This window comes from Adlercreutzia sp. CNCM I-6215, from assembly GCF_977072315.1.
The window spans coordinates 39,822-64,358 of sequence record NZ_CDRVMA010000014.1 but is presented as its reverse complement, the minus strand read 5'-3'; the positions used below and the strand labels follow the sequence as shown (position 1 = coordinate 64,358).

The 24,537-nt window shown below is 63.7% G+C and carries 21 protein-coding genes; 7 read left to right on the top strand and 14 right to left on the bottom strand.

Translation table 11 applies throughout. The features are described from left to right. The first annotated feature begins 103 nt into the window (after positions 1-103). Entirely contained in the window at positions 104-733 is a 630-nt protein-coding gene (locus ACW4LP_RS10610; RefSeq protein WP_147270643.1) for a MerR family transcriptional regulator, read from the top strand. Between the two features lie 316 nt (positions 734-1,049). Here the strand turns inward: ACW4LP_RS10610 and ACW4LP_RS10605 are convergent, their stop codons facing one another. After that, entirely contained in the window at positions 1,050-2,243 is a 1,194-nt protein-coding gene (locus tag ACW4LP_RS10605) for a M20/M25/M40 family metallo-hydrolase (protein ID WP_114539976.1), read from the bottom strand. A 197-nt stretch (positions 2,244-2,440) separates the two neighbouring features. Next, a complete protein-coding gene (locus tag ACW4LP_RS10600) occupies positions 2,441-3,409 on the bottom strand; it encodes a manganese-dependent inorganic pyrophosphatase (protein ID WP_022740360.1) in 969 nt (322 codons plus the stop codon). A 142-nt stretch (positions 3,410-3,551) separates the two neighbouring features. On the opposite strand from ACW4LP_RS10600, the gene sdaAA reads away from it, so the two are divergent. Beyond that, complete coding sequence (gene sdaAA, locus ACW4LP_RS10595; protein ID WP_114539977.1) at positions 3,552-5,162, top strand: L-serine ammonia-lyase, iron-sulfur-dependent, subunit alpha; 1,611 nt, start codon at positions 3,552-3,554, stop codon at positions 5,160-5,162. Positions 5,163-5,237: 75 nt separating this feature from the next. Here sdaAA and ACW4LP_RS10590 read toward each other — a convergent pair whose 3' ends face one another. Both ACW4LP_RS10590 and ACW4LP_RS10585 read right to left on the bottom strand, forming a co-directional pair. Next, positions 5,238-7,652, bottom strand: a complete 2,415-nt coding sequence (locus tag ACW4LP_RS10590; RefSeq protein WP_114548614.1) for an ATP-dependent helicase — start codon at positions 7,650-7,652, stop codon at positions 5,238-5,240. A gap of 214 nt (positions 7,653-7,866) precedes the next feature. Further along, positions 7,867-8,859: a substrate-binding periplasmic protein gene (locus ACW4LP_RS10585; protein WP_173112306.1), complete on the bottom strand. Its 993-nt coding sequence runs from the start codon at positions 8,857-8,859 to the stop codon at positions 7,867-7,869. A 364-nt stretch (positions 8,860-9,223) separates the two neighbouring features. Here ACW4LP_RS10585 and ACW4LP_RS10580 point away from each other — a divergent pair, with 364 nt between their 5' ends. After that, positions 9,224-9,604 carry a hypothetical protein gene (locus tag ACW4LP_RS10580; RefSeq protein WP_114548616.1) on the top strand — a complete coding sequence of 127 codons (381 nt, stop codon included), beginning with the start codon at positions 9,224-9,226 and terminating at the stop codon, positions 9,602-9,604. A 46-nt stretch (positions 9,605-9,650) separates the two neighbouring features. Here the strand turns inward: ACW4LP_RS10580 and ACW4LP_RS10575 are convergent, their stop codons facing one another. The 4 genes from ACW4LP_RS10575 to ACW4LP_RS10560 form a co-directional block, all read right to left on the bottom strand. After that, a complete protein-coding gene (locus ACW4LP_RS10575) occupies positions 9,651-10,010 on the bottom strand; it encodes a YccF domain-containing protein (protein WP_302683537.1) in 360 nt (119 codons plus the stop codon). Then, complete coding sequence (locus tag ACW4LP_RS10570; protein ID WP_147270644.1) at positions 10,010-10,708, bottom strand: hypothetical protein; 699 nt, start codon at positions 10,706-10,708, stop codon at positions 10,010-10,012. The genes ACW4LP_RS10575 and ACW4LP_RS10570 overlap by 1 nt, the downstream gene beginning before the upstream one ends. A 110-nt stretch (positions 10,709-10,818) precedes the next feature. Continuing rightward, complete coding sequence (locus ACW4LP_RS10565) at positions 10,819-11,217, bottom strand: hypothetical protein (RefSeq protein WP_173112303.1); 399 nt, start codon at positions 11,215-11,217, stop codon at positions 10,819-10,821. Between the two features lie 257 nt (positions 11,218-11,474). Continuing rightward, entirely contained in the window at positions 11,475-11,789 is a 315-nt protein-coding gene (locus tag ACW4LP_RS10560; RefSeq protein WP_114539982.1) for a hypothetical protein, read from the bottom strand. A 331-nt stretch (positions 11,790-12,120) separates the two neighbouring features. Here ACW4LP_RS10560 and ACW4LP_RS10555 point away from each other — a divergent pair, with 331 nt between their 5' ends. Together ACW4LP_RS10555 and ACW4LP_RS10550 are read left to right on the top strand one after the other, a co-directional pair. Continuing rightward, a complete protein-coding gene (locus ACW4LP_RS10555; protein WP_197745994.1) occupies positions 12,121-13,032 on the top strand; it encodes a TatD family hydrolase in 912 nt (303 codons plus the stop codon). Positions 13,033-13,172: 140 nt separating this feature from the next. After that, a complete protein-coding gene (locus ACW4LP_RS10550; protein ID WP_114539995.1) occupies positions 13,173-13,931 on the top strand; it encodes a TlyA family RNA methyltransferase in 759 nt (252 codons plus the stop codon). 348 nt (positions 13,932-14,279) lie between these two features. Here ACW4LP_RS10550 and ACW4LP_RS10545 read toward each other — a convergent pair whose 3' ends face one another. From ACW4LP_RS10545 to ACW4LP_RS10535, 3 genes are all read right to left on the bottom strand, one after another. Continuing rightward, positions 14,280-15,371: a hypothetical protein gene (locus ACW4LP_RS10545; RefSeq protein ID WP_278980677.1), complete on the bottom strand. Its 1,092-nt coding sequence runs from the start codon at positions 15,369-15,371 to the stop codon at positions 14,280-14,282. A 635-nt stretch (positions 15,372-16,006) separates the two neighbouring features. Then, a complete protein-coding gene (locus tag ACW4LP_RS10540) occupies positions 16,007-17,056 on the bottom strand; it encodes an aspartate-semialdehyde dehydrogenase (protein WP_418686902.1) in 1,050 nt (349 codons plus the stop codon). After that, positions 17,057-18,334 carry an aspartate kinase gene (locus tag ACW4LP_RS10535; protein ID WP_022740370.1) on the bottom strand — a complete coding sequence of 426 codons (1,278 nt, stop codon included), beginning with the start codon at positions 18,332-18,334 and terminating at the stop codon, positions 17,057-17,059. It abuts the gene before it with no gap. Positions 18,335-18,738: 404 nt separating this feature from the next. Between ACW4LP_RS10535 and ACW4LP_RS10530 the strand changes: the two genes are divergently transcribed. Both ACW4LP_RS10530 and ACW4LP_RS10525 read left to right on the top strand, forming a co-directional pair. Then, on the top strand, positions 18,739-19,737 hold the full coding sequence (locus tag ACW4LP_RS10530; protein ID WP_418686901.1) for a zinc dependent phospholipase C family protein: 999 nt from the start codon (positions 18,739-18,741) through the stop codon (positions 19,735-19,737). A gap of 8 nt (positions 19,738-19,745) precedes the next feature. Further along, positions 19,746-20,903 carry a trimeric intracellular cation channel family protein gene (locus tag ACW4LP_RS10525; RefSeq protein ID WP_418686900.1) on the top strand — a complete coding sequence of 386 codons (1,158 nt, stop codon included), beginning with the start codon at positions 19,746-19,748 and terminating at the stop codon, positions 20,901-20,903. Between the two features lie 319 nt (positions 20,904-21,222). Here the strand turns inward: ACW4LP_RS10525 and ACW4LP_RS10520 are convergent, their stop codons facing one another. From ACW4LP_RS10520 to ACW4LP_RS10510, 3 genes are all read right to left on the bottom strand, one after another. Next, a complete protein-coding gene (locus tag ACW4LP_RS10520) occupies positions 21,223-21,852 on the bottom strand; it encodes a DUF47 domain-containing protein (RefSeq protein ID WP_022740373.1) in 630 nt (209 codons plus the stop codon). A gap of 18 nt (positions 21,853-21,870) precedes the next feature. Beyond that, positions 21,871-22,926 (bottom strand): inorganic phosphate transporter, encoded by a 1,056-nt coding sequence (locus ACW4LP_RS10515; RefSeq protein ID WP_418686899.1) that lies wholly within the window; start codon positions 22,924-22,926, stop codon positions 21,871-21,873. A 150-nt stretch (positions 22,927-23,076) separates the two neighbouring features. Continuing rightward, a complete protein-coding gene (locus tag ACW4LP_RS10510; protein ID WP_455803801.1) occupies positions 23,077-24,510 on the bottom strand; it encodes a response regulator transcription factor in 1,434 nt (477 codons plus the stop codon). Positions 24,511-24,537 lie beyond the last annotated feature (27 nt).

The window sequence follows — 24,537 nt, the reverse complement described above, 5'->3', positions numbered from 1 at the left end:
CGCGAGGAGGAACCCTATGTCTACCCAAGTCAGAACCTGGACCGAGTATTGCGGCGCCGAGGGCGAGCCCTCGCGCTGGGATCTGTCCATCAACGACCGCCCCGTGCCGGGCGGCTATATCGAGAAAACCGCCGAAGGGTTCGAGATCCATTATCCACACCTTCCCCTCAAAAAGCTCACCACCCTAGAGGAGGCGAAGCGCAGCCTGGAGCTGGCCCCACCGATTTCAACAGCTGGCCTGAAAGTGGGAAGGATAGCCGACGAGGACAGCGACCTCATCTCGTCTGCCGAAGCTGGCGAGATACTCGGCGTGAGTCGCTTCCGCGTGAATGCCATGGTGGCCTCGGGCGTGCTGCCCGGCCGCCGCGACAACGGCAAGATTCTCGTCGATCGCGCCGCTGCGGAGCAGAAGGCCGCCCAAGGCCTCCCCGAGGGACCTCAAGGGAAGTTCGCCAACCTTTTCCTGTTCTACGCGCCAGCAGGCGAACGCACGCAATATGTGGCTGAACTCGAAGCCGACGACGCCGACTCCATCGAACGCGCCCGCGCCTTCGCCCAAGAAGTCATGGAGGACGAAAGCGAAGACGCCGTAGAAGTGCGCGACTACCTGCGCATGCGCAACTTCTTGCGTCGCCACGAAAACGAATTTGAGTTTGCTCGCAGCGTCTTTGGCGATCTCGTCGAAGAGCGAGCCCGACGCGCATCCCTACGCATACCGGAAACTGAAGCATAGCCTTTCACGCGATCTTGTCTTAGACGATACCAAACCTCGGATTTTGGCAGTCCACGGGTACCAAACCTCCAGTTTCGCCCGAAGCTCTGATCTGGGAAAACTTCCTATAATGCCTGGTAGATGGCTTGTCGCAGTTCAGCCAAAACGGGCGGTTTGGTTCCCTGCGCCTGGCAAAACAGGCGGTCTGGTACCCGCATCTGCCAAAATCCGAGCCTTGTCCCCGCAGGTGCCGGGACAAGGCTCTCCCTGCCGGAAAAGGCCGTGCAAGGGGGGGGCGATCAAGGTCGCCCCCCCCCCCACGGGATCGCTCCTGAAGCTACCCCGCGTACTCGGCGATGATGGCCTCGACGTAGCGGGCCATGTTCTGGAGGTCGGCTACCTCTATATACTCGTCGACGGAATGGAAGTTGGTCATGCCGATGCCGAGGGTGATGGCGTCGGCGCCCTTCGTGCCGAGGATGTTCGCGTCGGCCCCGCCGCCGGAGGTGGCGTGGCGGGACTCAAGGCCGCAAGTGGCCGCAGCGGCCTCCAAATGCGCGACGATGGCGTCGCCGGGCTCGTGCATGACAGCCGGGTAGTCCAGCTCCCAGGCCACTTCCACCTGGCCGCCGAAGCGGGCGGCGGCTTCTTCCAAGGCGCGGGTCATGGCGTCGCGCTGGGCGAGCACGCGATCCTCGTACAGCGAACGGCACTCCCCCATGAGCGTCACGACGGCGGGCACGATGTTCACGGCCACGCCGCCCTCGATGCGGCCGACGTTGGCCGTGGTGCACTCGTCGATGCGCCCAAGCGGCATGGCGGCCACGGCGGCTGCGGCGATCTGAATGGCGGAGACGCCCTCCTCGGGCTCCACGCCGGCATGGGCGGCACGGCCCTCAATGCGAGCGCGCAGCGTCCAATGATAGGGCGCTCCCATGATGATGGTGCCCGGCGCCCCGTCCGCATCGAGCACGAACAGCGGGAAACATCCGTCGCGCTCGGCTTCCGGGGTAGCCGCCGGCAGATTCTCCGGCCACGCGAGCGCGTCCTCGGCCAAGGCGCCGGCCCCCAGCAGGCTCTGCTCCTCGCAGGTGGTGAGCAGCACCGTGATGTCGGGCCGGGGCGCACCGGACTCCAACACCGAGCGCAGCCCCTCGAAAATGGCGGTGATGCCGGCCTTATCATCGGCTGAGAGAATCGTCTCCCCCGCCGAGCAGACGACCTCGGCCATGCGGCAGGTGACGTCGTCGCAGATATGGCGCTGCTCGATGACCGCCTCGATGCCCGCGCAGGGCTTCACCGTGTCCAGATGCGCCGAGAACCCGATGCGCCCCGGCACCGTGCCGGGCAAATGCGCGATGAGGTTGCCCGTATCCGACCCCGTTTCCGCCGCAGAAGCGTCGAAGGTGACCGTGAATCCCATCTCCGCCAGTTTTTCTGCACAATAAGCTGCCATGGGAGCCTCGTGCCATGACGGGCTCTCGATGGCCGCCATCTCCAAAAACGAATCAAGCACGCGATCGGGGTTCATGAGGGTCCTTCTTTCCAAATTCCTAAATTTTTTGTCGCAGGGATGCGCCCAAGGAAAACAGCGAGGGTCCGACAGGTGCCTGGATTTGCCCCGCCTTTTGCCCAAGCGGCCTTCGTGCCGCGCCGTGGCAAAGACAAGGGGCAAGGCCAGGTGCCTGTCGGACCCGCAGCGTCGCGTAATAATTCCTCAAGGAATTATTACGAGGCAAGAATGGGGGCCGCCACCTGCTTCTTGCGGGACAGCACGCCGGGCATCCAGTTGCCGCCCTCGCAGCACTCGATCTCGAAGACGCGGTTCACACGGGCCGGATCGCCCTCCACGATGAACTGCGAGCCCTCGGCCAGAATATCGGTGACGAGCAGCAGGGCGAACTCGTAGCCGTTATCTTCCACGAGCTTCTTCATGTGATCGCGAATCTCCGCCTCGCGGGCCATCACAGTCGGCAGGTCTACCGTCTCGCGCTGGGCGATGAGCACCGTCACGTCGTCGTTGACCTTGAACTCCTTGGAATCGGCCTCGACCAACTTGGCGATGGGCATTTTGTCCTCGCCGCCGCGGGTGCGGAAGATGTCCATGCCGTACTCCACCGCGTCGATGCCGAGCTTGTCGGCGAGGAAGTTCACCTGGTCGACGTCCACCTGGGTGCAGGTGGGAGACTTCATGATGACCGTGTCGGTGAGGATGGCCGACAGGAGCACGCGGGCGATGGAATCGGGCAGCTCGATGCCGGTCTGGCGGAACTGAAGCGTGACGATGGTGGCCGTGGAGCCGATGGGGAGGTTCAAAAAGAGGATGGGGTTGGCCGTGGAAACATCGGCGATGCGATGGTGGTCGATGATCTCGACGACATCGGCGTTCTCGATACCCGGGGCCGCCTGGCCGATCTCGTTGTGATCCACGAGGATGACCTTCTGCTTGACTTCCTCGCCATCGCGCTCGACAGGGTTCACGTTTTCGATGAGCACCGGCTCGGCGATGTCGTTCTGCTCCAGAATCCAGGCGCTTTCCACCGGCAGCGGCCCCAGACGGGCGGGCACGTACTCGACGGCGTCGGCCTCGCCGTCGCGGGCGGCCAGCGCATTCTTCAGATGCGCGTAGCCCACGGCTGCGGCGATGGAGTCGTTGTCGGGGTTGCGATGGCCCACGACGAGGATTTTGGAAGACATGAAGGTTCCCCTTTCTCACCAACTTACGGTTTTGAGGCAGTATAGCGCCTCTGCGCCCGTTAGGCGATGGGCTATGATAGGCTTCTTCGATGAAATGAAGCCCTGAACTGCTCTGCGGATGAGAAACGCGAAAGGAGCTCTTGTGAAAACCTATGGTCTGAGGGACATTATCGGCCCCATCATGGTGGGACCGTCCAGCTCGCATACGGCGGGGGCTTTGGCCCTCGCCTCCATGGCGCGGAAGCTCTTCGGCGAGCAGCCCGAACGCGCCGTCTTCACCCTGTACGGCTCCTTCGCCGCCACCGGATCCGGCCACGGCACCGACAAGGCGCTGGTGGCCGGCATCCTGGAGCTTGCGACCGACGACCCGCGCGTGGCCGACGCCTTCGCCCTGGCGAAGGCAGCCGGCGTGCAGGTGGACATCGTCTGGGACACGACCACCGAGGTGGCGCACCCCAACACCGTGGACATCCGCTGCGAGAGCCGCGAGGGGCGCACCCTGGAGATGCGGGGCGTCTCCATCGGGGGCGGCGCGGCGGTCATTCGGCGCATCAACGGCATCGACGTGGACATCACCGGGGAACGCACGAGCGTGGTCGTGCACCAGCGCGATGAGCGCGGGGTGCTCGCCCACATCGCCGGCGTGCTGGCCGACTGCGGCATCAACATCGCCAACGCGAACCTGCACCGCACGGCCAAGCGCGGCGACGCCTACACCGTCCTTGAGACCGATAGCGCCGTGGATGCGAGCGTGCGCGAGCTTCTGATGGACCACCCGGACATCATCAACGCGCGCGTCGTACCCGCCACCTGCGCCGGCGACGGCGAGGAGGTGCCCGTACCCGAGGATGCCGAGGAGCGGTTCGCCCGCTGGGACTACGCATCCGGCGAGGAGCTTCTGGCGCTGTGCGAGCGCGAGCACGTCACCATCGCCCAAGCCTTCCGCGCCCGCGAGGAGGCGCTGTGCGCCAAGCAGGGCACCGAGGCCGGCATCGACGCCTATCTCGATCGCGTTCTGGAAGTGATGGGCAACGCCGCCACCGAGCCCTTGGGCAACCCGCAGCCCTCCGTGGGCGGCCTCATCGGCGGCGAGGCGGCGAAACTGCGGGCGGCCTTGGAAGATGCCGATCCCCGGCACCGCTTGGTAGATCCCCTGGCGGCCCGGGCGGCCCAGTACGCCCTGGCGACCCTGGAGACCAACGGGCGCATGGGCGTCATCGTGGCCACCCCCACCGCGGGCTCGGCCGGCGTGCTCCCCGGCGTGCTTCTGGCCCTGCGCGACGAGCGCGGCTTCTCCCACGACCAGCTGCGCGAGGGCATCCTCACCGCCGCGGGCCTGGGCTACCTCATCGCCCGCAACGCCAGCGTGTCCGGCGCCGAGGGCGGCTGCCAGGCCGAGGTGGGAAGCGCGGCCGCCATGGCGGCTGCGGCGGCCGTCACGCTTGCCGGCGGTGCCCCCGACCGCTGCCTGGCCGCCGGCGCGAACGTGATGATGTCGCTGCTCGGCCTGGTATGCGACCCGGTGGGCGGCCTTGTGGAAGTGCCCTGCCAGAAGCGCAACGCCACGGCGGCCTCCGTCGCCTTCGTCAGCGCCCAGATCGCCCTTTCCGGCGTCCAGAACCTCATCAGCTTCGACGAGGCCGTGGCCGTCATGGACGAAGTGGGCCGGGGCCTTCCCCCCGAACTGCGCGAGACGGCCCTCGGCGGCATCGCCAAGGCCCCGTCCGCCTGCGCCTTCTGCGCGGGGTGCTAGGGTAACGCGACAGACGCTTCCAGCACGGCGGCCCAGATCGACGCGATCCGGGCCGCCGTCTTCTTGGCAGGGCGCCTACCCGATCTTCACGATGGGGGCGTAGTCTTTCAGCAGCTTCTTAGTCTGGCCGGTCTTGGCGAACTTGACGTGCAGGGTGTCGCCGTCGACCTTCACCACGGTACCGCGACCGAAGGTCTTGTGGTCGACGGCATCTCCCGCAGCGAACGTCGCCTGCGCGGCGGCCTTCTTGCCCTCATTCGGGTTCACCCCTGCGCCAATGCGGCCCGAGCCCGAGCCCAAACCGCCGCGGGATGCGCCGCCGACGCTGCCGGCCGCACGCCCCGTACCCGTGGCCGCGCGGTACTCGGCGAACGAGCGCCCCTGCGCCCCCGAGGCGCTCGAGCGCCCGAACACGCGGCCCTCCCCCGCCTCGGTGCCCGAACCGGCGATGCCCCGACGGCTCCCGCGCTTCTCCCAACCGGTCCCGGAAAAGCCCGCCGAGCCCAGCCCGCTCGTCTGACGCAGCTCGCTGGGGATCTCGCCGATGAAGCGCGAGACGGGGTTCGCGTGCGTCTGGCCGAAAATCTGCCGTTGCTGGGCGCAGGTAAGGCACAGGCGCTTGCGGGCGCGAGTGATGGCCACATAGGCGAGGCGCCGCTCCTCCTCCACGGCCGCCGCGTCGCCCACGGAGTTCATGTGGGGGAACAGGGTCTCCTCCATGCCGGCCACCCAGACGCAGTCGAATTCCAGGCCCTTGGACGAGTGCACGGTCATGAGGGTGACGGCCTGCCCGTCCTCGGTCACCGTGTCCAGATCGGTGCGCAGGCGCACCCATTCGATGAAATCGGCCAGCGAGTCGCCGCGCAGTACGCGCACGGGCTCGGCGGACTCGTCCTCGCCCACCGTCGGCGCGGCGAAGTCGGACTCCTCCGCATCGTGGGTCTGCACGAACTCGTCCACAACGCCCAGAAACTCCTGGATGTTCTCGACGCGCCCGCGCGCCTCGTCGGTGCCCTCGTCCTGCAGGGCGCGAATGAGGCCGGCCTTGTCGATGATCATCTCCACGACCTTGCGCAGATCGCCCACGTAGGTGGCGCCGTCCTTGATGACCTGGATGAACTCCCCCACGGCATTGCGGGTGGAGGCGCGGATGTCCGGATCGACCACCGCCAGCTCGGCCGCTGTGAGAAACGGCATGTTCATCTCGCGGCCGTACTGGTCGATGCGCTCGATGGTGGTCTTGCCGATACCGCGGCGCGGCACGTTGACGACGCGCTTGGCCGCGATGTCGTCGGCCGGGTTCACCACCAGCGTGAGGTAGGCCATCACGTCGCGGATCTCGGCGCGATCGAAGAAGCGCGTGCCCCCGACGATGCGGTAGGGCACGCCGGCGCGCAACAGCATATCTTCGAGCATACGCGACTGGGCGTTGGTGCGGTAGAACACGGCCATGTTGTTGTAGGAAGTGCCCTCGGCCCGGCGCCGGTCGATCTCCCCGGCGATCCAGCGGCCCTCGTCGCGCTCGTCGGTGGCCAGATACACCGAGATCTTCTCCCCGTCGCCCGAGTCCGTGAACAGGCGCTTCTCCTTGCGATGCTGGTTGTTGGCGATGACAGCGTTGGCGGCGGCGAGGATATTGCCCACGCTGCGGTAGTTCTGCTCCAGCTTCACCACCTTGGCCTCGGGGTAGTCGCTTTCGAATTCCAAGATGTTACGCAGATCGGCGCCGCGCCAGGAGTAGATGGACTGGTCGTCGTCGCCCACCACCATGATGTTGCGGTTCTTGGCGGCGAGCAGCTGGGTGATGGCGTACTGGGCGCGGTTGGTGTCCTGGTACTCGTCCACCATAAGATAGCGGAAGCGGTCCTGATAGGCCTCGCGCACGTCCTCGTGGTTCTTCAACAGCAGGTAGCCGTACAGAAGAAGGTCGTCGAAATCGAAGGCGTTGGCCGCCCGAAGGCGCTCCTGCAGCCGCTCGTACACGCGCTCGGCCACCTTGCCCACCGGGTCGTGGGCGTCGAAGTTGCCGGGGGTAACGAGGTCGTTCTTCGCCTGGGAGATGCGGTTCATCAGCTGGTTCACGGGAAAGCGCTTCGGATCGATGTCCAGCTCGACCATGATGTCCTTGTACAGGCGCTTCAGGTCGTCGGTATCGTAGATGGTGAAGTTCTTCGTGAAGCCGAGCCGCTCGGCATCGGCCCGCAGAATGCGCACGCACATGGAGTGGAAGGTGGACACCCACATGCCCCGCGAGCGCGTGCCCACGAGCTGCGCCAAACGCTCGCGCATCTCGGCGGCCGCCTTGTTGGTGAAGGTGATGGCCAAGATCTCCCAGGGCGCGGCCAGGTCCTGATCGAGGATATTCGCGATGCGGTAGGTGAGCACGCGGGTCTTGCCGGAGCCGGCGCCAGCCAGCACCAGAAGCGGACCTTCGGTGGTGACGACCGCCTCGCGCTGGGGGCCGTTCAAGGTGTCGATGTCGATGGGCACGGTTGCATCCTTCGCCGTTGGGTGGAACGTTCGCGGAGTTCGCTGCCCGCGCGATGCCGAGGCGAGAACCCCGGCGGCGAGCATGAAAAGAGCCGCCCGAGAGCGGCTCCCCTATTCTATCCTGTGCGCGGCCTTCTGGCCCCAAAGGCCACGAAGGCTTCACCACCTGTTCGATAAACGAGCGTCCGGCAAGGCAAGCGCGGCGGCGAAGGCCCTAGGCGCCGGTGGAGTCCTGCACGGCCTCGGGGGCGTTCCCCGTGCCCTTTTCGCGAGATGCGGCGGCCTCGTTGGCAATGCCGGCGTCGCCGAACCAGGAATCGTACAGGGCGTCGTAGGAACCGTCGGCGCGCAGGGCGGTCAGGGCCTCATTCACCGCCGTAAGCAGCGCCTCGTTGCCGGCGGCCACTGCGAAGGCGTAGTCCTTGTCGGAGGCGACAAGCTCCACCGCCTGCAGGTGCGGCTCCTTCACCTGCACGTAACGACGGAAGCGCGGCTCGTCCACGATGGCGGCCTGGGCACGCTCGGAGTTCAGCTCCATAAGGGCGTCGATGCCGTCCTCGAAGGCAACCACCTCGGCCTCGGGCAGGTTTTCGGCCACCCAGGCGGCGATGGCCGCATCGTTCTGCACGGCCACCACGGTGCCCGCATCCTGGATGCTGGCCAGGTCGTCGTGGCCGGTGTCCATCTTCGTGACCACGGCGTAGTCGGCATGCAGGTAGGGCTCGGAAAGCGCCACGCCCTCGAGCGCGGCATCGGCGGGAATGGACGACGCGCCCAGGTCGGCCTCGCCCGCGGCCACCTTCGCGGCGACGTCCTCGGGGCGGCCGGGGGTGATGTTCTGGTCGGCGTCCTTGTGGTTCACGGCCTTGGCGAACTGCACGTCCAGCCCGGCGCGCTCGCCCACCAGCCGGAGCAGCTCCACGGTAAAGCCGATCTGGCTTGTGCTGGTTGCCTGCTCGTAGGGCTCGCTGTTGAGCGCCGAGGCCACCATAAGCACGCCAGCCTCGGCCGTGGGCGCGCCCTCGGTCGCCTTCTCGCCGCCGGTTTGCGCCGAGGAGGCCTCGTCGGACGAGCAGCCGGTGAGAGCGGACAGGCAGACGGCCAGCGCGACGGTGAAGGCCAGCGCGAGCACAGCGGCACCCGCAGCGCGAAGGGCCGCGCCGAGCGGCACGCGGCGGGTGCGGGCGGAGAGGGACAGATCGGTCATGGGGCTCCTCGCTTTCGGGACAGGGCTTTCTGCGAAGCGGCGCGCGACGGGAAGCGGCCGGGACGCAATGCTCGGCCGCTCTCTCGCGCGAGCGCGTGGCTTGTCGCTTCCTACCATAGCTGCCCCGAGGACGGGCGCATCATCCCTGAGCGGCCGGCGGCATCATCCCCCGAGGGCGAATTTCAACGAAAGTGAAGCAGTTTCCCCAACAATTCCCCACTGCTCGCCCGCGCCAGCGCCCTTCGCGGCCCCGCGCTCTACCATGAAAGCGAAAGGAACCGGCGTGGACAAGCGGGAAGGCGCCCGGAGCCGACGTCGCGCACCAACGCTTCCGCCCCATGCCATCGTTGAGAGAGGACCCGTTATGAGCGACCATAAAGCCCGGGAACTAGAGCACGATACGGCCCCCAAGCACCCCAAGGGACGTAAGGAGACCTTTGCCGAGCGCGACCCGCTGGCCGCAGAGGAGCCGACCGTGCTGGAATCGTCGGCCGACGATCCGGAGTTCCCCGCCATGCAGGAGTTCGAGGTAGACGAGGGCGGCCCCAAAGCGAACACGCGCAAGCATCCCGGGCTCATATGGGCGATCATCGCCATCGTGGCGGTCATCGCGCTCTGCATCGCTTTCGCCGCCGCCGGCGACTGGATGAACCCCACCCAGGCCGAGAAGGTGCAGCAGACCGAGTTCGAGGAGCAAACCGTCCCCGAGGATTTAGGGCCGAACGAGAACCCCGAGGCAGCCTAAATCGGGCGAGCACGCCCCCACCGCCGTCCGCCATATCGTGCGACGGCTACATCACCTGCGCGCCAAAGGGCAAAAGCGACAGCTTCGCCATCTTAAGACACTGGAGGCCAATGGGGATACCGATGACGGTGATGCAGTAGAGAACACCGAGCACCGCGTAGGAAACCGCCATGGGCAGGCCGGCCAAGATGAGCCAGAATATGTTGGCGATAAGCGACGGCGCACCGCCGCCGTAGACGATCGTCTTCCCGAAGGGCGCCAGCGTGAGCGATGCCATCTTAAAGCACTGCCGTCCGAGCGGAATGCCAATGATGGTGATGGAGAACACAATCCCCGCAAGACACCACCCAATCGCCGTGACCAGCCCGCCGAAGATGATCCAGATTATGTTCGCGATAGTAGACATCAGGCGCGCGCTTCTACGCTGTCGTCTTCGACCAGCACTTGCGACAAAGACTCTAAAAGCTTGGCAGAATTCTCCTCATCACAAGGGAATAGGTAGAATCTGACACCCTGGCCATACTTTACATCTGCGTAGATGTCGGCATCTCCTCGCCCTTCTATATCATCGATGATCGAGCGTCCCATATTATCGGAATAGAACACACGAGCCTCGCGATATTCGGCAATATGCTTCCCGCTAAACTTTTCCCCATAGGTTATCGCGACGTAGCAGCCGGGGAAGCTGACAAACCGACCTGCGCTTACATCTCCGCAATCCCCAGAGTCGTGCTTCAGCGTCTTAGCGTCGATAACCACCGGAGCACACGCGAGCAATTCCTTCCGAGCCTCAACTTGTGCCATCTGCTGTTGCTTTCTCTCAGAGGCTGCTCGGCTTTTTTCCCTCATCTTATCCCTGCCGTCTCCGACAACTTCAACAACTTTGTCCTTCGCGGCGCCAGCTGCTCCAGCTGCAGCACGACCGGCCTTCTTTACGACTGGTGCCGCCGCCTTGGCGGCTGCAGGAGCAACCTGCGCAGCCACCGCAACCGCAGGAGCGGCCTTATGCACCACCTTTGCAGCAGCTTTGACCTTCGGATTCTGAATCTTACCCATCATTGCCGCCACAGCTGCTACTGCCTCTGCAACATCCTTCCCGTCCATACCGACCCCCATTCTCTCCACGGGTTTCTTGCCAAATGACGATATACGTTTTTCTCTGCTTGCCCGCAACTCCCACAAACTTCATATCTTTCCCAGAATACGCCCCAGACTCAAAACGCCGGCCGGTTGACAACCTCATCGACAATCTGGGGGACCAAGCAACCAGTTATACGATTGTAATCGTACTTGATTTTGGTGGTTCTTCCAACTTTGACCTCAATGACCCCTTTGCTAGGATTAATGCCGCATTTTGTAGTGATGATGGAATTCTCTCTGATTGAGAACTCAAGTACGCCATGTTTTTTAACCGTGCCCGCATGAACGCCATTAGCGTATATCTTGAGGGAGCCGCCTATGAGGTTCATTTGCGAGAGCCCGTAGACAATCACTGTCCCACTACCCTCATCGGCATCGCCCCCAAGCGGGCATCCGCATTTTACACAAGCGCAAGCCCTGTTGCTCACATCGGCGCCGCACTCGGGACATTTAATAAGCATGGCATACTCCAATCAAGCTCGATCGGTATATCCGAACCATCAGAAAAGAATGGGAGTGTCGCAGAAACGCAAACGCGACTCAAATCCATCCTATTCTAAAGAGTCGCGGAGTCCTCCGCATTAGCTGCCAGCTAAATGCTGCTTCCGTCCCTCGCGCATAATTGCGTCAGCGCGCACTGAACCTTCTGCATCTAGAGAGGCAGGAGAGACTACGGCGCTTCAAGGATACAAGAGATGCCTTTCGACGAGGAGTAGAGGACAGTGACAGCCTAGGCCACCACGACGAAAGACTCTTCCTCCATGACCACCTCGGTTGAGCGCTGCGCGTCCAGGCGGCGATTGCGGAAGTAGACGAGCCAGTTGGCGGCAATGCACACCACGTTGATGAAGTAGACGATCAGCACCCAGTTGAGGTTGCCGGAAACGAACTTGGCCGCGATACCGGCGAAGTAACCGGCAGTGATCAGCGCGATGAACTGCCAGCTGGTACCAACCGCTGTGCCGGCTCGATAGTTCTTGTACGCGTTCAACGGCCATGACAGACCGAAGCAGATGAGCATGATGGCCTCGAGTAGCTCCGCCATAAAATCGATCGCTTCCTTTACAAATCGTCGTATGTTCCGTACGGTTGTCGATTCTAGAACACCCAGGCCGCACGTCAACCTCTTTAACGGCATGACGGCATCCGTTACCCACTTGCCACGGCGTGCCCACAGAATCGGCGAGCTGCGCGCGACCCGTACGAGACAGCCGCCTGACGCGCGCGGACTCGCCGCGGAGTTCTCCCAGGACGCCTCGGCCCGACTGCGCCTCTGCATGCCAGCCCAAATCTGACTGCCGCCATCCGCCTCGCGCTTAACGCTGCGCTACCTTCCATGTTTTCATCGATTTCGCGGCGACCCCTTCGGCCGTGGTATGCTGCTGTTCATGGAAAAACTCTACGATATGCACTGCCATGTGGGATTTGCACCCGCACCTGCCACCGTAGCGGCTGAGGGGGCGCAAGCGGGCATCGGCGCGCTCTCGTGCACGGTGGAGCCGACGGAATACGAGCAGCTGCGCGCAGCCCTGGCCGATGCGCCGAACGTCGCTGTGGCCCTGGGCGCACACCCCTGGTGGATCGCCGACGGGCGCGTGGGCGAAACCGAGCTGGCCCGGTTCTGCGAGCTTGCGCGCACGACCCGATTCATCGGGGAGATCGGGCTCGACTTCGCCGGCCCGCGCGATACGGAAGAGAGCCGTGCCCTGCAGACGAGCGCTTTCGCCTGTATTCTGGCCACATGCAACGAGTCCGCAGCGCCCTTGGCACCCACCAATCCCGAAGGCGCGACAGCAACCAGCGGGCAAAACCGAACCTGTATCGCAACCACGAGCCCCGAGGCGAACCCACCCAGCGAAGGCACCCTCACCCGCAGCGCCACCGACACTGCGCCGAAGCTCATCTCCATCCACGCCATCAATGCCGCCGCAGCAGCACTCGATGCGCTCGAACAAGCCAGCACCTTTGCGCTGCATCGCGTGATCTTTCACTGGTTCTCAGGCACTTCCGATGATTTGCATCGAGCCGTCAAGCTTGGCTGCCTCTTTTCGGTGGGGCCGCGCATGCTGGCGTCGCGGCGCGGACGCGAATACGCCCGGCAGATTCCCCTAGGTCAGCTACTCCTGGAAACCGACATGCCCGCCCGCAAGGACGACAACCTACCCGCCGAAGTTTGGCGCGCCGAGCTGAACAACGCCCTTTCCGGCATCGCGCAGCTGAAGGGCATCGACCGCGCAGAGCTTGCGGAGCACATCGCCTCCACAAGCCGCGAGCTGCTGATACGCTAGCAGTGAGCGCTCCTCGCGTGCCGGACAGCCCATCTTGGCCACAAGGTTTCTTCTTCTGAGGAGGACATTTCCGCAGCCGTTTCGCGACAGCACTTACGCGGCGTGCAAACGAGGCAGCCGACTCGCGTATAATGGTCGCCATGAACGCTAAGCCCAAGAAAATACGCCTGGACGACCTGCTGGTAGAACGGGGAGACTTTCCCGACCGCGCGACCGCGCTGCGGGCCGTGATGGCGCGCGAGGTGCGGGTAGACGACGTGTACGCCACGAGCGCCGCGATAAAGGTCGCGCCCACAGCCGACATCTTCATTCGCGGCCGCAAGCAATTCGTCTCCCGCGGCGGCAAGAAACTCCAGGGGGCGCTGGACGCGTTCAAGCAGGACGTCGCCGGCATGAACTGCCTGGATATCGGCTCGTCCACCGGCGGCTTCACCGACTGCCTGCTGCAGGCGGGCGCCTCGCGCGTGGCGGCCCTCGACGTGAACTACGGGCAGCTCGCCTGGAAGATCCGCCAAGACCCGCGAGTGGCCGTCTTCGAGCGCACGAACATCAAGGACGCCGATCCCGCCGAGGTCGGCGCACCCTTCGACCTCATTGTCATCGACGTATCCTTCATCGGCCTGGCAGCACTCGCCCCCCTCTTTCCCCGCTTCAGCCGCCCGGGCACGATCTTCATCGGCCTGGTGAAACCTCAGTTCGAATCGGCCCACGACGAGACCGACCGGGGCGTCGTCCGCGATGAGGCAGTGCGACTGCGCACTGTGGAGGAAGTAAAGGCCGCCCTCGCCGCCGCAGGGTTCACCGCAACCGGGGTGGTCGAATCCCCCATCACCGGCCCCGAAGGCAACGTGGAATACCTCGTCCGCGCCGTCTTTCGCAACAAGTCCGAGGCAATCTGAGAAGGAGCCTGCGGCGATTCCGCGACTCGCATTGGGTTCAGTCAACGAACCCTCCGATTTCTGCACGAGATCTCGAGTTATAAGCGTCTGCGAGCAGCCCATTGAGGCACTTCGAAGGATCTTTTCAGCAAACCCCCAGGTCACGCTCTTCAGATCAAAAAGATTCCGTTCGGCATCTCGACATCGGACGCTTACAACTCGCGATCTGCTGCAATTTCAGGGCAGCTCGTCGACCGAAGGCCGATGATCATCTGCAAGTGATGCTCCGGCACCCATCCCGAACTCGGCCGCACGAAGCGCCTTCTTGCTTGACCCATCTCAGCAGGCCGCACGGGTTGCGAACGTGAGCTACGCGTCGCCCTCTTCTGAGGGGGAGACTGGCGGAAAGTGCTGGTGGTGAAATGCGCGCAGCTCGTGGCGAAGCTGCAGATGGCGGTCGAGAAACGAGACAGGGCGCACAGGAGTTCTGCCTCTTGTTTTGCGCGAGAGGGCGTCGGCTATCTCGATGAACTCTGAGACGCTATCGATCTGCGAAGACGTAACCGTTACAACATCGAAGCCATCGGCGATGAGGGCGTCGCGGCGCCGGGAATCACGCGCCTGCTGATGTCGCCCGCCATGAAAGGCAAGGCCGTCGTACTCCGCCGCAACGCGGGCCTGCGGCCACAGAAGGTCGCATACCACCCGATCGCCCCGTGCGATGCGCGCCGCCTCCTCCGAAAGCGCAACCGGCTCGTTGGCGAGTGCCGGAGGCAGGCTCAAACCGCCCCACCGCATGGGCGTCATAAGCAACGCATCCATTTCCGTCTCCTTGGCAGAAGCAGATTTCGCGTAGACGAACTGAACAGCGATGCGCGCTTTCCGCAGGCCTTTCATGCGCTCGACGCGGTTAACGAACGCGGAGAGTCGGGCCGGCGTTGTAAGCTGCGCCCGCACGAGCGCGCCCGAACGATTCGCCTCAAGGGGATAGCATCCGCAAAACTCATATCCCAAAGCAATGAGCTCGCCCATAGGGAGGGTTTCGGCCAGTTGGACAAACACAAGTTCAGGAGAGCATACGGCCACGCCGGGAGCGATTTCGAGAAAGGCCCCACGCGGCAGCGGCGCAGCAAGCTGATGGAAGCAAACACGCTTCGTGGAATGACGCCCGATTTTGGGCCGCGCGAGAACGTGAAGAGGGCGCTCGACCGTGGCGTTGCCCCATAGCTCTTCGAGCATTCGCTTCAGGCTGGGCCTTTTCGCACTCTCGATGGCCGCACGAACAGCAGCCTCGGTATCTGCGGCACGGGCAAGCGAGCTGAAGCCCTTCAAATGGGAGGAAGGAAGGTGCCCCACATCACGCGAACGCAGATCGTGGAAGGCACGCAAAGCCAGAGGATGATTGCACGACCACATCCTGAGAAAATCCAAAGCTGTTGTATGACTGAAGATCACTTCCATGTGCTGCAAGATAACAGGCTTTAGCTGTCGCGAGGCGTACATGCGGTAAATCTGCCGAACCGACATTCATGAGCAGAACAGTTACTTTTATCGCAACCGCGCCTTTGCACGTTGAAAGAAGGCCTGAACTGCTTGGCAGAAGTAGCTCGCACGAACCGTCCTCGCTCACGGGAAAACGAAGCGCAACGACCGTCCTGAGAACATTGGCGGTTCACGCAGAGTGATTGCCGACGGGTTCAGTCAACGAAGATGCCCTTTTCTGCATGAGATCTCGAGTTATAAGCGTCATCTCTTTCCAAGAAAGATCACAGCTAGAAAGGACTTTTGGAAAACACCAGTTCAGAGAAGCGCGCAGAACTGCGGTGCTTTCGCGCCGGCCCCTCAGCAACTCCCGAGACGCTTATAACTCGAGATCTCATGCAGAAACCGAGGGGTTCGTTGACCGAGCGGGCCATCAGTCGTTCGGATCATCGCGATAGGCGGCGCGGGCGAGATACGCGCAAAAGACCGATGACTGTCCGAGACCCAGTAGGCACAATGCCGCCGCACGGGCCCGCGCAGAAAAATGGAGCCCCATAGCGGGACTCCATTGGAGATCCTTCGACTCGCTTCGCTCGCTCAGGATGACGCCTGTTCTACGGCAGAAGCAGCTGGGCGATTTGCACGGCGTTCAGGGCCGCTCCCTTGCGGATTTGGTCGGCCACGTCCCAGAAGGCGATGCCGTGGGGCACGGTCGGATCCTTGCGCAAACGTCCGACGAAGGTGCCGTCGGTGCCGGCAAGCAGACCGGGCATCGGGTACACCTTGTTCGCGGTGTCGTCCATCACTTCCACGCCGGGGGCCGCCTCGAGCGCCGCGCGGGCCGCCTCCACGGTCACCTCGCCGGCGAACTCCACGTTGATGGCCTCGCCGTGGCAGCGCAGCACCGGCACGCGCACGCACGTGGCCGCCACCTCGATGGCGGGGTCGCCCATGATCTTCTTGGTCTCGACGACCATCTTCCACTCCTCTTTGGTGGAGCCATCATCCAAAAAGACGTCGATATGCGGAATGGTGTTGAAGGCGATGCGGTGGGCGAAGGCGGAGATTTCCAACTCGTCCTCGGGAGTGCCGTCCAGGAAAGCGCGGGTCTGATCGTACAGCTCGGCCATGGCCGGCGCGCCGGCGCCGGAAGCGGCCTGGTAGGTGGACACCACGACGCGCTTGATGGGAGAGAGGTCGTAGAGCGGCTTCAGCGCGACGACCATCTGGATGGTGGAGCAGTTCGGGTTCGCAATAACGCCGTTATGCCACGCCACATCCTGCGGGTTCACCTCGGGCACCACCAGGGGCACGTCCTCATCCATGCGGAAGGCGCTGGAGTTGTCGATCATCACGGCACCGGCGGCGGTGACCGCCTCGCGCATCTCCTTAGACACGGAGGCGCCGGCCGAGAACAGCGCGATGTCGACGCCCTCGAAGGACTCCGGCGTCATCTCCTGCACGGTAAGCTCGCCGGCCGGCACGAGTCCGCACCCCTCGAAGGGCACCTTCTTGCCAGCCGAGCGCGCGCTCGCAAGAGCGTGAACCTCGCTCGCCGGGAAGTCCACGTCATGCAGCACGCGCAGAAACTCCTGCCCCACCGCACCCGTCGCTCCGGCCACAGCCACCACGGGGTTTGCCGGCATTTCCTTCGTCCAGGTCATTTAGCGTCCTTTCTTCATTTTGGCGGCAATCTCTTCCGCTGAAAGCTGGGTTTCCACGAACACGTCGTCGGAATCGAGCCCGAAGGCGGTGTGCAGGCACTGGACGGCCTGTACTGCCTGGGCCGCGTCCACGATCATGGACAGGCGGATGGGCGACGTGGAGATGGCCACAATGTTGATGTTGTTGTCGCCCAAGGTCTGGAACGTGCGCGAGGCCACACCCGGAGAGGACTTCATGCCCGTGCCCACCAGCGACACCTTCGCGATGTCCTCGTCGACGATGAACTCGCGAGCGCCGATCTCGGGCACGATGCGCTCCATGGTCTCCTTGGCGCGGGGCAGATCGGCCCCAGGAGTCGTGAAGGAGATGTCAGTGAAGCCGGCCTCGGACACATTCTGGATGATCATGTCCAGGTTCACGTTGGCAGCGGCCAGCGCCCCGAACACGCGGGCGGCCACGTTCGGCGCGTCGGGCACCTGGCGTATGGTCACCTTCACTTCCGACGTGTCGCTGGCGATGCCGGTGATGACGGCTTCTTCCATTTCGTACTCCTCCTTGACATAGGTTCCCTCGGCCTCCGAGAATGCGGAGCGGGAATGGATGACCACTTTCCATTTGCGGGCGAACTCCACCGCGCGGCTCTGCAGCACGCCTGAGCCGGCGCTGGAGAGCTCCAGCATGTCGTCGTAGCAGATGGAATCGAGCTTGCGGGCCCGGGGCGCGATGCGCGGGTCGGTGGTGTAGACACCGTCCACATCGGAGTAGATCTCGCAGACGTCGGCATTAATGCCCCAGGCGATGGCCACCGCCGTCGTGTCCGACCCGCCGCGGCCGAGCGTGGTGATGTCCCCGTTGGCGTCGATGCCCTGGAACCCGGCGACCACGGGAATGGCGCCGTCGTCCAGCGCGTCTAAGATGCGCTCGTTGTGCACCTTCACGATGCGCGCCTTGTTGTGCGTGCCGTTGGTCTCGATGCCCGCCTGGCGTCCAGTGAAGCTGATGGACTTGTAGCCCAAAGCCTCGATGGCCATGGCCAGAAGCGTCATGGAAACCTGCTCGCCGGTGGACAGCAGCCGATCCAGCTCGCGGGCCGGCGGCGCCGTCGTGATGGCGGAGGCGAGCCCCATGAGCTCGTCGGTGGTCTTGCCCATGGCAGACACCACGGCCACCACCTCGTCCCCGCGCTGGCGCATGCCCACCAGGCGCTTGGCGACGTTTTTGATGCGCTCGGGGGAGGCAACCGACGTGCCCCCGAATTTCGCGACAATCAGAGCCATTGCGCTTGCTCTCCTTCGATACGGAACTAGTCGAAAATGCAAGTGGGCACCACTATAGCAAAGTTGCAAGGTCAATGAGGGCGAGCGCAGCCCGTACGGGCGCATCTTCGGTTGGAATGCCATCAGCGGCCACGGGCGGCGAGCGGCCGTCCGGCCCCAGGGATGCCGACCACCCCGCCGAGGCACCCCCGGCCACCCCGCCAGATGACGCCGTCCGTCCCGCCAGATGACGCCGTCCGTCCCGCCACAGGAACGCCGTCTGCTCCATCTACCTAGTATGTCGGTTTTCCGACGGACGACACCCACCGTCCGCTGGCGGCCGCACCATTGTTTATGATGGCCTGTGTACCTATCATGATCGCTTTGCATTCAACATCGGGCAACGCCATCGGAGAGGAGAAGCCATGCCGGCCATCATCACGCACGACCTGTTCGGGAAAGACGTGTACGGCGAGACCTTCGATACCATCGGGGGCTCCCGCGATGCGGCCGAGGCCTTCCTTTTGGGCAACCAGGGCCCCGATCCTTTGTTCTTCGTCGCGCCCGATCCGCGCTACCGCCGCGTGGGAAAGCTGGCCTCGACCCTGCATCGGGCGCGCCCGGCGGAATTCCTCGTGGCCCTGAAGAGCGCTGTGCGCGAGCTGCCGGCGCAGGAGCGCTCCGTCGGACGCGCCTACGCGCTGGGCTACGTGTGCCACTACCTGCTGGACAGCACGGTGCATCCACTCGTCATAAGCCAGGTGAACGCCTTGTGCGCCGCCGGTGTGGAAGGCCTCGCGGCCGAGGGCGCCCATGAGGTACACGCCGTTATCGAGACCGAGCTGGACGAGCTTGTGCTGACGGCCAAGCGCGGCGAGACCGTGGCCACCTACCGCCCCGCCACCTCGGTGCTGCGCGGACGCGACAGCATGCTGGATACCGTGGGGCGCCTGTACGCCACCGCCATCGACGACGCCTTCGGCCTCACGATGCCCAAGGGCATGTTCAAAAGCGCCGTGCGGGCCGAGCGCGCGGCCCAGCGGGCCCTCTACTCCCCCACCGGCGCCAAGCGCTCCGTGCTCTCCGCTGCCGAGCGCCTCGTGCGCCCCCATGCCATGACCGGGGCCATGAGCCACCGGGCCGCCGAGCGCGCCACTTCCGCCTTCGCCAACGGCGAGCGCGCTCCCTGGCGCCATCCGGCCACCGAGGCCGTCAGCCGCGCCAGCTTCTGGGATCTGTACGACCAGGCGCGCGCAGGCGCCCTGGACGCCATTAAGGCCATGGATGCCGACGACTTCGACCTGGCCGCCTCCCACCGCCTCACCGCCGACGTGAACTTCTACGGCGAGCCCGTGGTGGCCCTCGTCGTGGCCGTGGAAGACGCCGCGGCCGGCGACGACGTCCCCGACGTGCGGAATCGGTAGGAACGCCCATGACCCTCGAGACCGCCTTCGACCTCCCCTTCTGGTTCGAGTTCGCCGCCACCGTCACCGGCGGCCTGTCCGGCGGCATGTCCGCCGTGCGCGCCCGCTACGACATCTTCGGCACCGTGGCCATCGCCTGCATCACCGGCATGGGCGGCGGCATCATCCGCGACATCCTGCTGCAGAACTACGGCCTGTACGCCTTCCAGAGCCCTTGGTTTCTCCTTTCCTGCGCCCTGGCCGGCGTGGCGGTGTTCTACTTCGGCAAGCTGGCCACCTACCTGGACCCCATCGTCGACCTCCTGGACAACATCTCGGTAGCCCTGTGGGCCATCATCGGCGCGTCGAAGAGCCTCTCGGCGGGCCTTACCGTCATCCCCTCGGTAGTGCTCGGCACCATCACCTCCATCGGCGGGGGCATCTCCCGCGACGTGCTCATGAACCGGCCGCCCGTCGCCTTCCAAACCGGCCCCATCTACGGCAGCGCGGCCCTTATCGGCTGCATGGTCTACTGCCCGCTGAAGGCCAACGGCATCCTGCCCGACACGGCGGGCATCCTGTGCGCCGGCCTCATCATGGTTCTGCGCTACCTGTCCCTCATCATGGGCTGGCGCACCAAGCCGCCCCGCGACTACTCGGACACGGTGGTGGAAAGCGTGGCGCGACCGATGCGCTTCATCGCGCGCAAGGTGCACGTGCCCATAGGCAAGACGGCCCGCGAGCGCCAGGGCACAACCAAGTTCGATCGCTTCAAGAGGAAGGGCAAGAAGCTTTACGATCGCCTGAGCGGCCGCTGGATGGACGACGACGGCGAGCACTTCCAGCCCACCGTGCTCATGGACAAGCTCGTGGTGCCCCTGGCCGACGAGGACGAGCATGCCTCCGAACCGGCCCCCGATCCCTCCGATCGCCTGTTCGTCGACCGCGACGAGCTCTACCGCATCATCGGCCTCGACCACGAGCCCCGCCGCACCGGCCCGCAGGCGGCGGTGAAGGATTCCGCCGCGGAAGCCAAGGATTCGAAGAGCGCGGAAGGCGTGGAAGGCGCCGACGCGCACGCGGCACGAAAAGCCGACGACGAACCGGCCTTCGACCCCTTCGAACCGCAAACCCCCGACCCGAAGAAGCCCCAGCACAACCCCCGCGACCAGAAGAAGCGCTCATGACGCTCTCCCGTCACCGGGTACACCAAATTCGTGCAGGAATTTGCGATAGGGAGAGGCCGAGGCGATCCTACAACCGATTTAGAGTCTCCCTATCGCAAAATCCTGCACGAATCGCCCAGACACACTCTCTCTAACGAAAAATCTTGCACGGAAATACGACGACCGTCGCCGCGCACTGAACAAGCCCGCCGCTTGGCCTGCAGACATCCCCGTAGGGGCCGGCCTCGATCGGCACTCCCGAGCCAGAACGTCCGCCAATGCAGAAAGGGCGACGCAAGCGCCGCCCCTACGTAGGTGTACCGATTCCCCGATCCTGAGCCTACATATTCTTCAACAGAATCGTGCTCATGAGATCGGCGGTATGCTCGCAGGCGTCGCAGCAGCTCTCCATGAAGGCGTACAGGCGCGACCACTTCAGCACGTGCATGGGCTCGTCGGCGTGGTTCACGTGCAGGTTGCGGATGACCTCCACGTACAGCGCGTCGGCCTCCTCCTCGTTGTCGGAGACCTGAATGACCAGCTGCTTGAAGTTCTTCGACTTCTTGAAGTTGCGGAAATCCTCCATGGCGGCGTCCACGGCTTTGCACGACTTGCGGATGAGGGTGGCGAAGCGCAGGGCGTCCTCGGGAATCTGATGGATGTCGAACATGTAGAAGTACTGCAGCACGTCCTCGATCTCATCCAGAATCTCGTCCAGCGCGCCGGCCAAAGCCACGATGTCCTCGCGATCGAACGGCGGCATGAAGTCGTTGCCGACGTGCTTGTAGATGTCGTGGTTGATCATGTCGCCGGCGTGCTCGAGCGCATGGGCCTCATCGAGCACCGCGCGCAGGGCAGCGGCATCGGTGAAGTTCTCCATGGCGCGCACAAGGACGCTCGCCTCTTGCACGGCCAGATCGGACAGCTCTTCGTAGGCGTCGAAGTAATCGTACTTGTGTTTCTTGGCCACTGGACTTCCCTTCTCGCGTTACAGGATCATAAGGAACAACTTGGCACAGGCGAAGCCCAGGATGCCGCACCCGGGGAAGGTGAGCACCCACGTCTTCACCATATCGATGGCGATAGACCATTTCACGGACTTGGGGCTCTTCGCGGCCCCCACGCCCATGATGGCCGTCGTGTTGGTGTGCGTCGTGGAAACCGGCAAGCCCCCGAAGGTGGCGAGCATAAGACTCACGAACGTGGAGAGGCTGGCGGCGAATCCCTGGAACGCCTCGAGCTTCACCATGTCCATGCCCACGGACTTGATGATGCGCTCGCCGCCCACGGCCGTGCCGAAGCCCATGTTGAAGGCGCAGAAGATCATAAGCCACATGGGCATAGCCACGCCCGACAGATCCATGCCCATGCCGGCGGTCATCATAATGGCCAGCATGAAGATGGACATGAACTTCTGGCCGTCTTGGGCACCATGCATGAAGGCCACGCCGGCACCGGAGCAAATCTGCGCCCACTTGAAGAACGAGTTCGCCTTCTGACGGTTCACATGTCGGCACATCCGCCCGATGAGCTTGTAGTTGAGCCAGCCCAGGCCGAAGCCGAGCAGCGTCGAGAGCAGGATGCCGTAGACGACCTTCATCCACTCGGCGCCGTTGATGGCGTCCAGGCCACCCTGAACGGCGATGGCCGCGCCGGTGAGGCCGGCAATGAGCGAGTGGGATTGCGAGGTGGGAATACCGAACCACCAGGCCGCCGCGCCCCAGACGATGATGGCGACCATCGCCGCCATGAGCGCCGTCAGGGCCTGATGGGAGTTGCCGCCGAAATCCACCATGGAGAAGATGGTGTGGGCCACCGCCGTGGAAACCAGCGAGACGAGGAGCAACCCCAGGAAGTTGAACACTGCCGCCATGATGATGGCGTGGCGCGGCTTCATGGCCCGAGTAGAGACCGCCGTGGCGATGGCATTGGGCGCATCCGTCGCGCCGTTCACAATGATAACGCCGATATTAAGCAGAGTCACCACCAGAAGGATGGGGTTCTGCATAAGCTCGGAGAGGAAAAAGGTCCACTCGATCGTCACGGAGTTCCTTCCAACAGATAAACTGCACCCAGAAAATGCGCAGTAGCCCAAGTCTACCCTATGACACGCCGTCAGCAAGACAGACTGCCAATTTTTTTGAAAAATCAGGGGTGCGAGAGGCGGGAGAAATCGCACCATCTATTCGAGGTGCTACTTCGCAGCCTCCTCGTCCACGAGCAAAAGCAACTCCGCTTGCGAATGGACACCGAGCTTCGCGTATAGGTTCCGCATATGCGTCTTCACCGTCGATTGGCTCACCACCAACTTCTCAGCGATATAGGGCGCCCGGTAATTCTGAGCCAAGAGCAGGAATATTTCCCGCTCGCGCGGCGTCAGCTCGAAGCGGTCGCCCAAAGCGCTGCAAGCCGCTACGATGTCGGGACGCTGCCCGAGAGGGGACGTTTCGGACGCACCGCTCACTTGCGAAGGCGTCGCCTCTGGCGATGGTTCCCGCCGAGTCATCTGGCGATGCACCAACAGCAAAGCGAGCAAGGCTGCTCCAGCAAAGGACAGCAGCACCACTACTGCCACCAACGTAGCGTAGAGCGATTCGGGCAGCAGGGAATGAAGACCCGAGAAAAGAGCGCGCATGGCAATCATAAAGGCAAAGGAAGCATAGAGGGGCACCACCGAGCGCGGGCCCTTTCGCATCTCTGGAAACAAAAACGGCACCATCATGATATAGAACAGGACAACCTTGTAGGTGGAGTCCACAATAAGGAAATGAAGCACGAACAGCATACCGATCAGCTGAGCAGTATAGAGCGAGACGAGCGATAACGGCAAGACAAGCAGATCAAGCACAAGCACGAAGCTACGATTCCAGGCGAAGCGAATGATAAGCGCTACTGCCACCCCGCCCAGGATAGTGCCGGCACCAATGGAGAGCTGCATGGCCTGATCCATGGTAAAGCCATCCTGCAACGGCATCCAAGCCGACTGCGTCGAGATCATGGGGCTACGGCACAAAAGCGGGAAGGCGAGAAGCCCCGCAGCAGCAACAATATCCCGCGTCGTTTCAAGAGAAAAAGCGGGAAGCGGATGATGCTCTGCCGGCGAGATTGAGGGAAGCGCCGAGGAACCTCCGTCTCCCGGTCGGCCCCGATATGTCAGAAAGGCCCCTGCAGCCACAAGAGGAAGCAGCACGAGAATGCCCTCCAGCACATTGGCCGGAACAACCGAAAGCAGGCAAGTAAGCGCCCCGGAAACTATGATCGCAGCAGCAATAAGACACCCCTCGCGCCACGAACCAAGTCCCATGAGCCGCTCGGCCCACAGCACTACAAGCAGCCCCGTAGAAGCCCGGTAAACCGCGCGAACCACAAACATGAGCGTCTCGTCGAGCCCCGTCCCCCACAGAACAAGCCACGTGGAGAGCGTCGCCAAAAAGCCGACAGCTCCGCGCAATATCGCACTGTTGCTCAACCGACGAGCAGGATAACGCCAAACCAGAAATGCCAATACCATCAGTGCGAACGCCTCAGCCAAATAAGGCACAGGCGCAAACATAGAAAAGCTCACGCTGTGAGCCACGGGCATCCGCTGCACTTCCATCATAATAAGCGCACAGGCGAGACCCGCCACAACCGAGGCGCTCTGAGGCGTGCACGC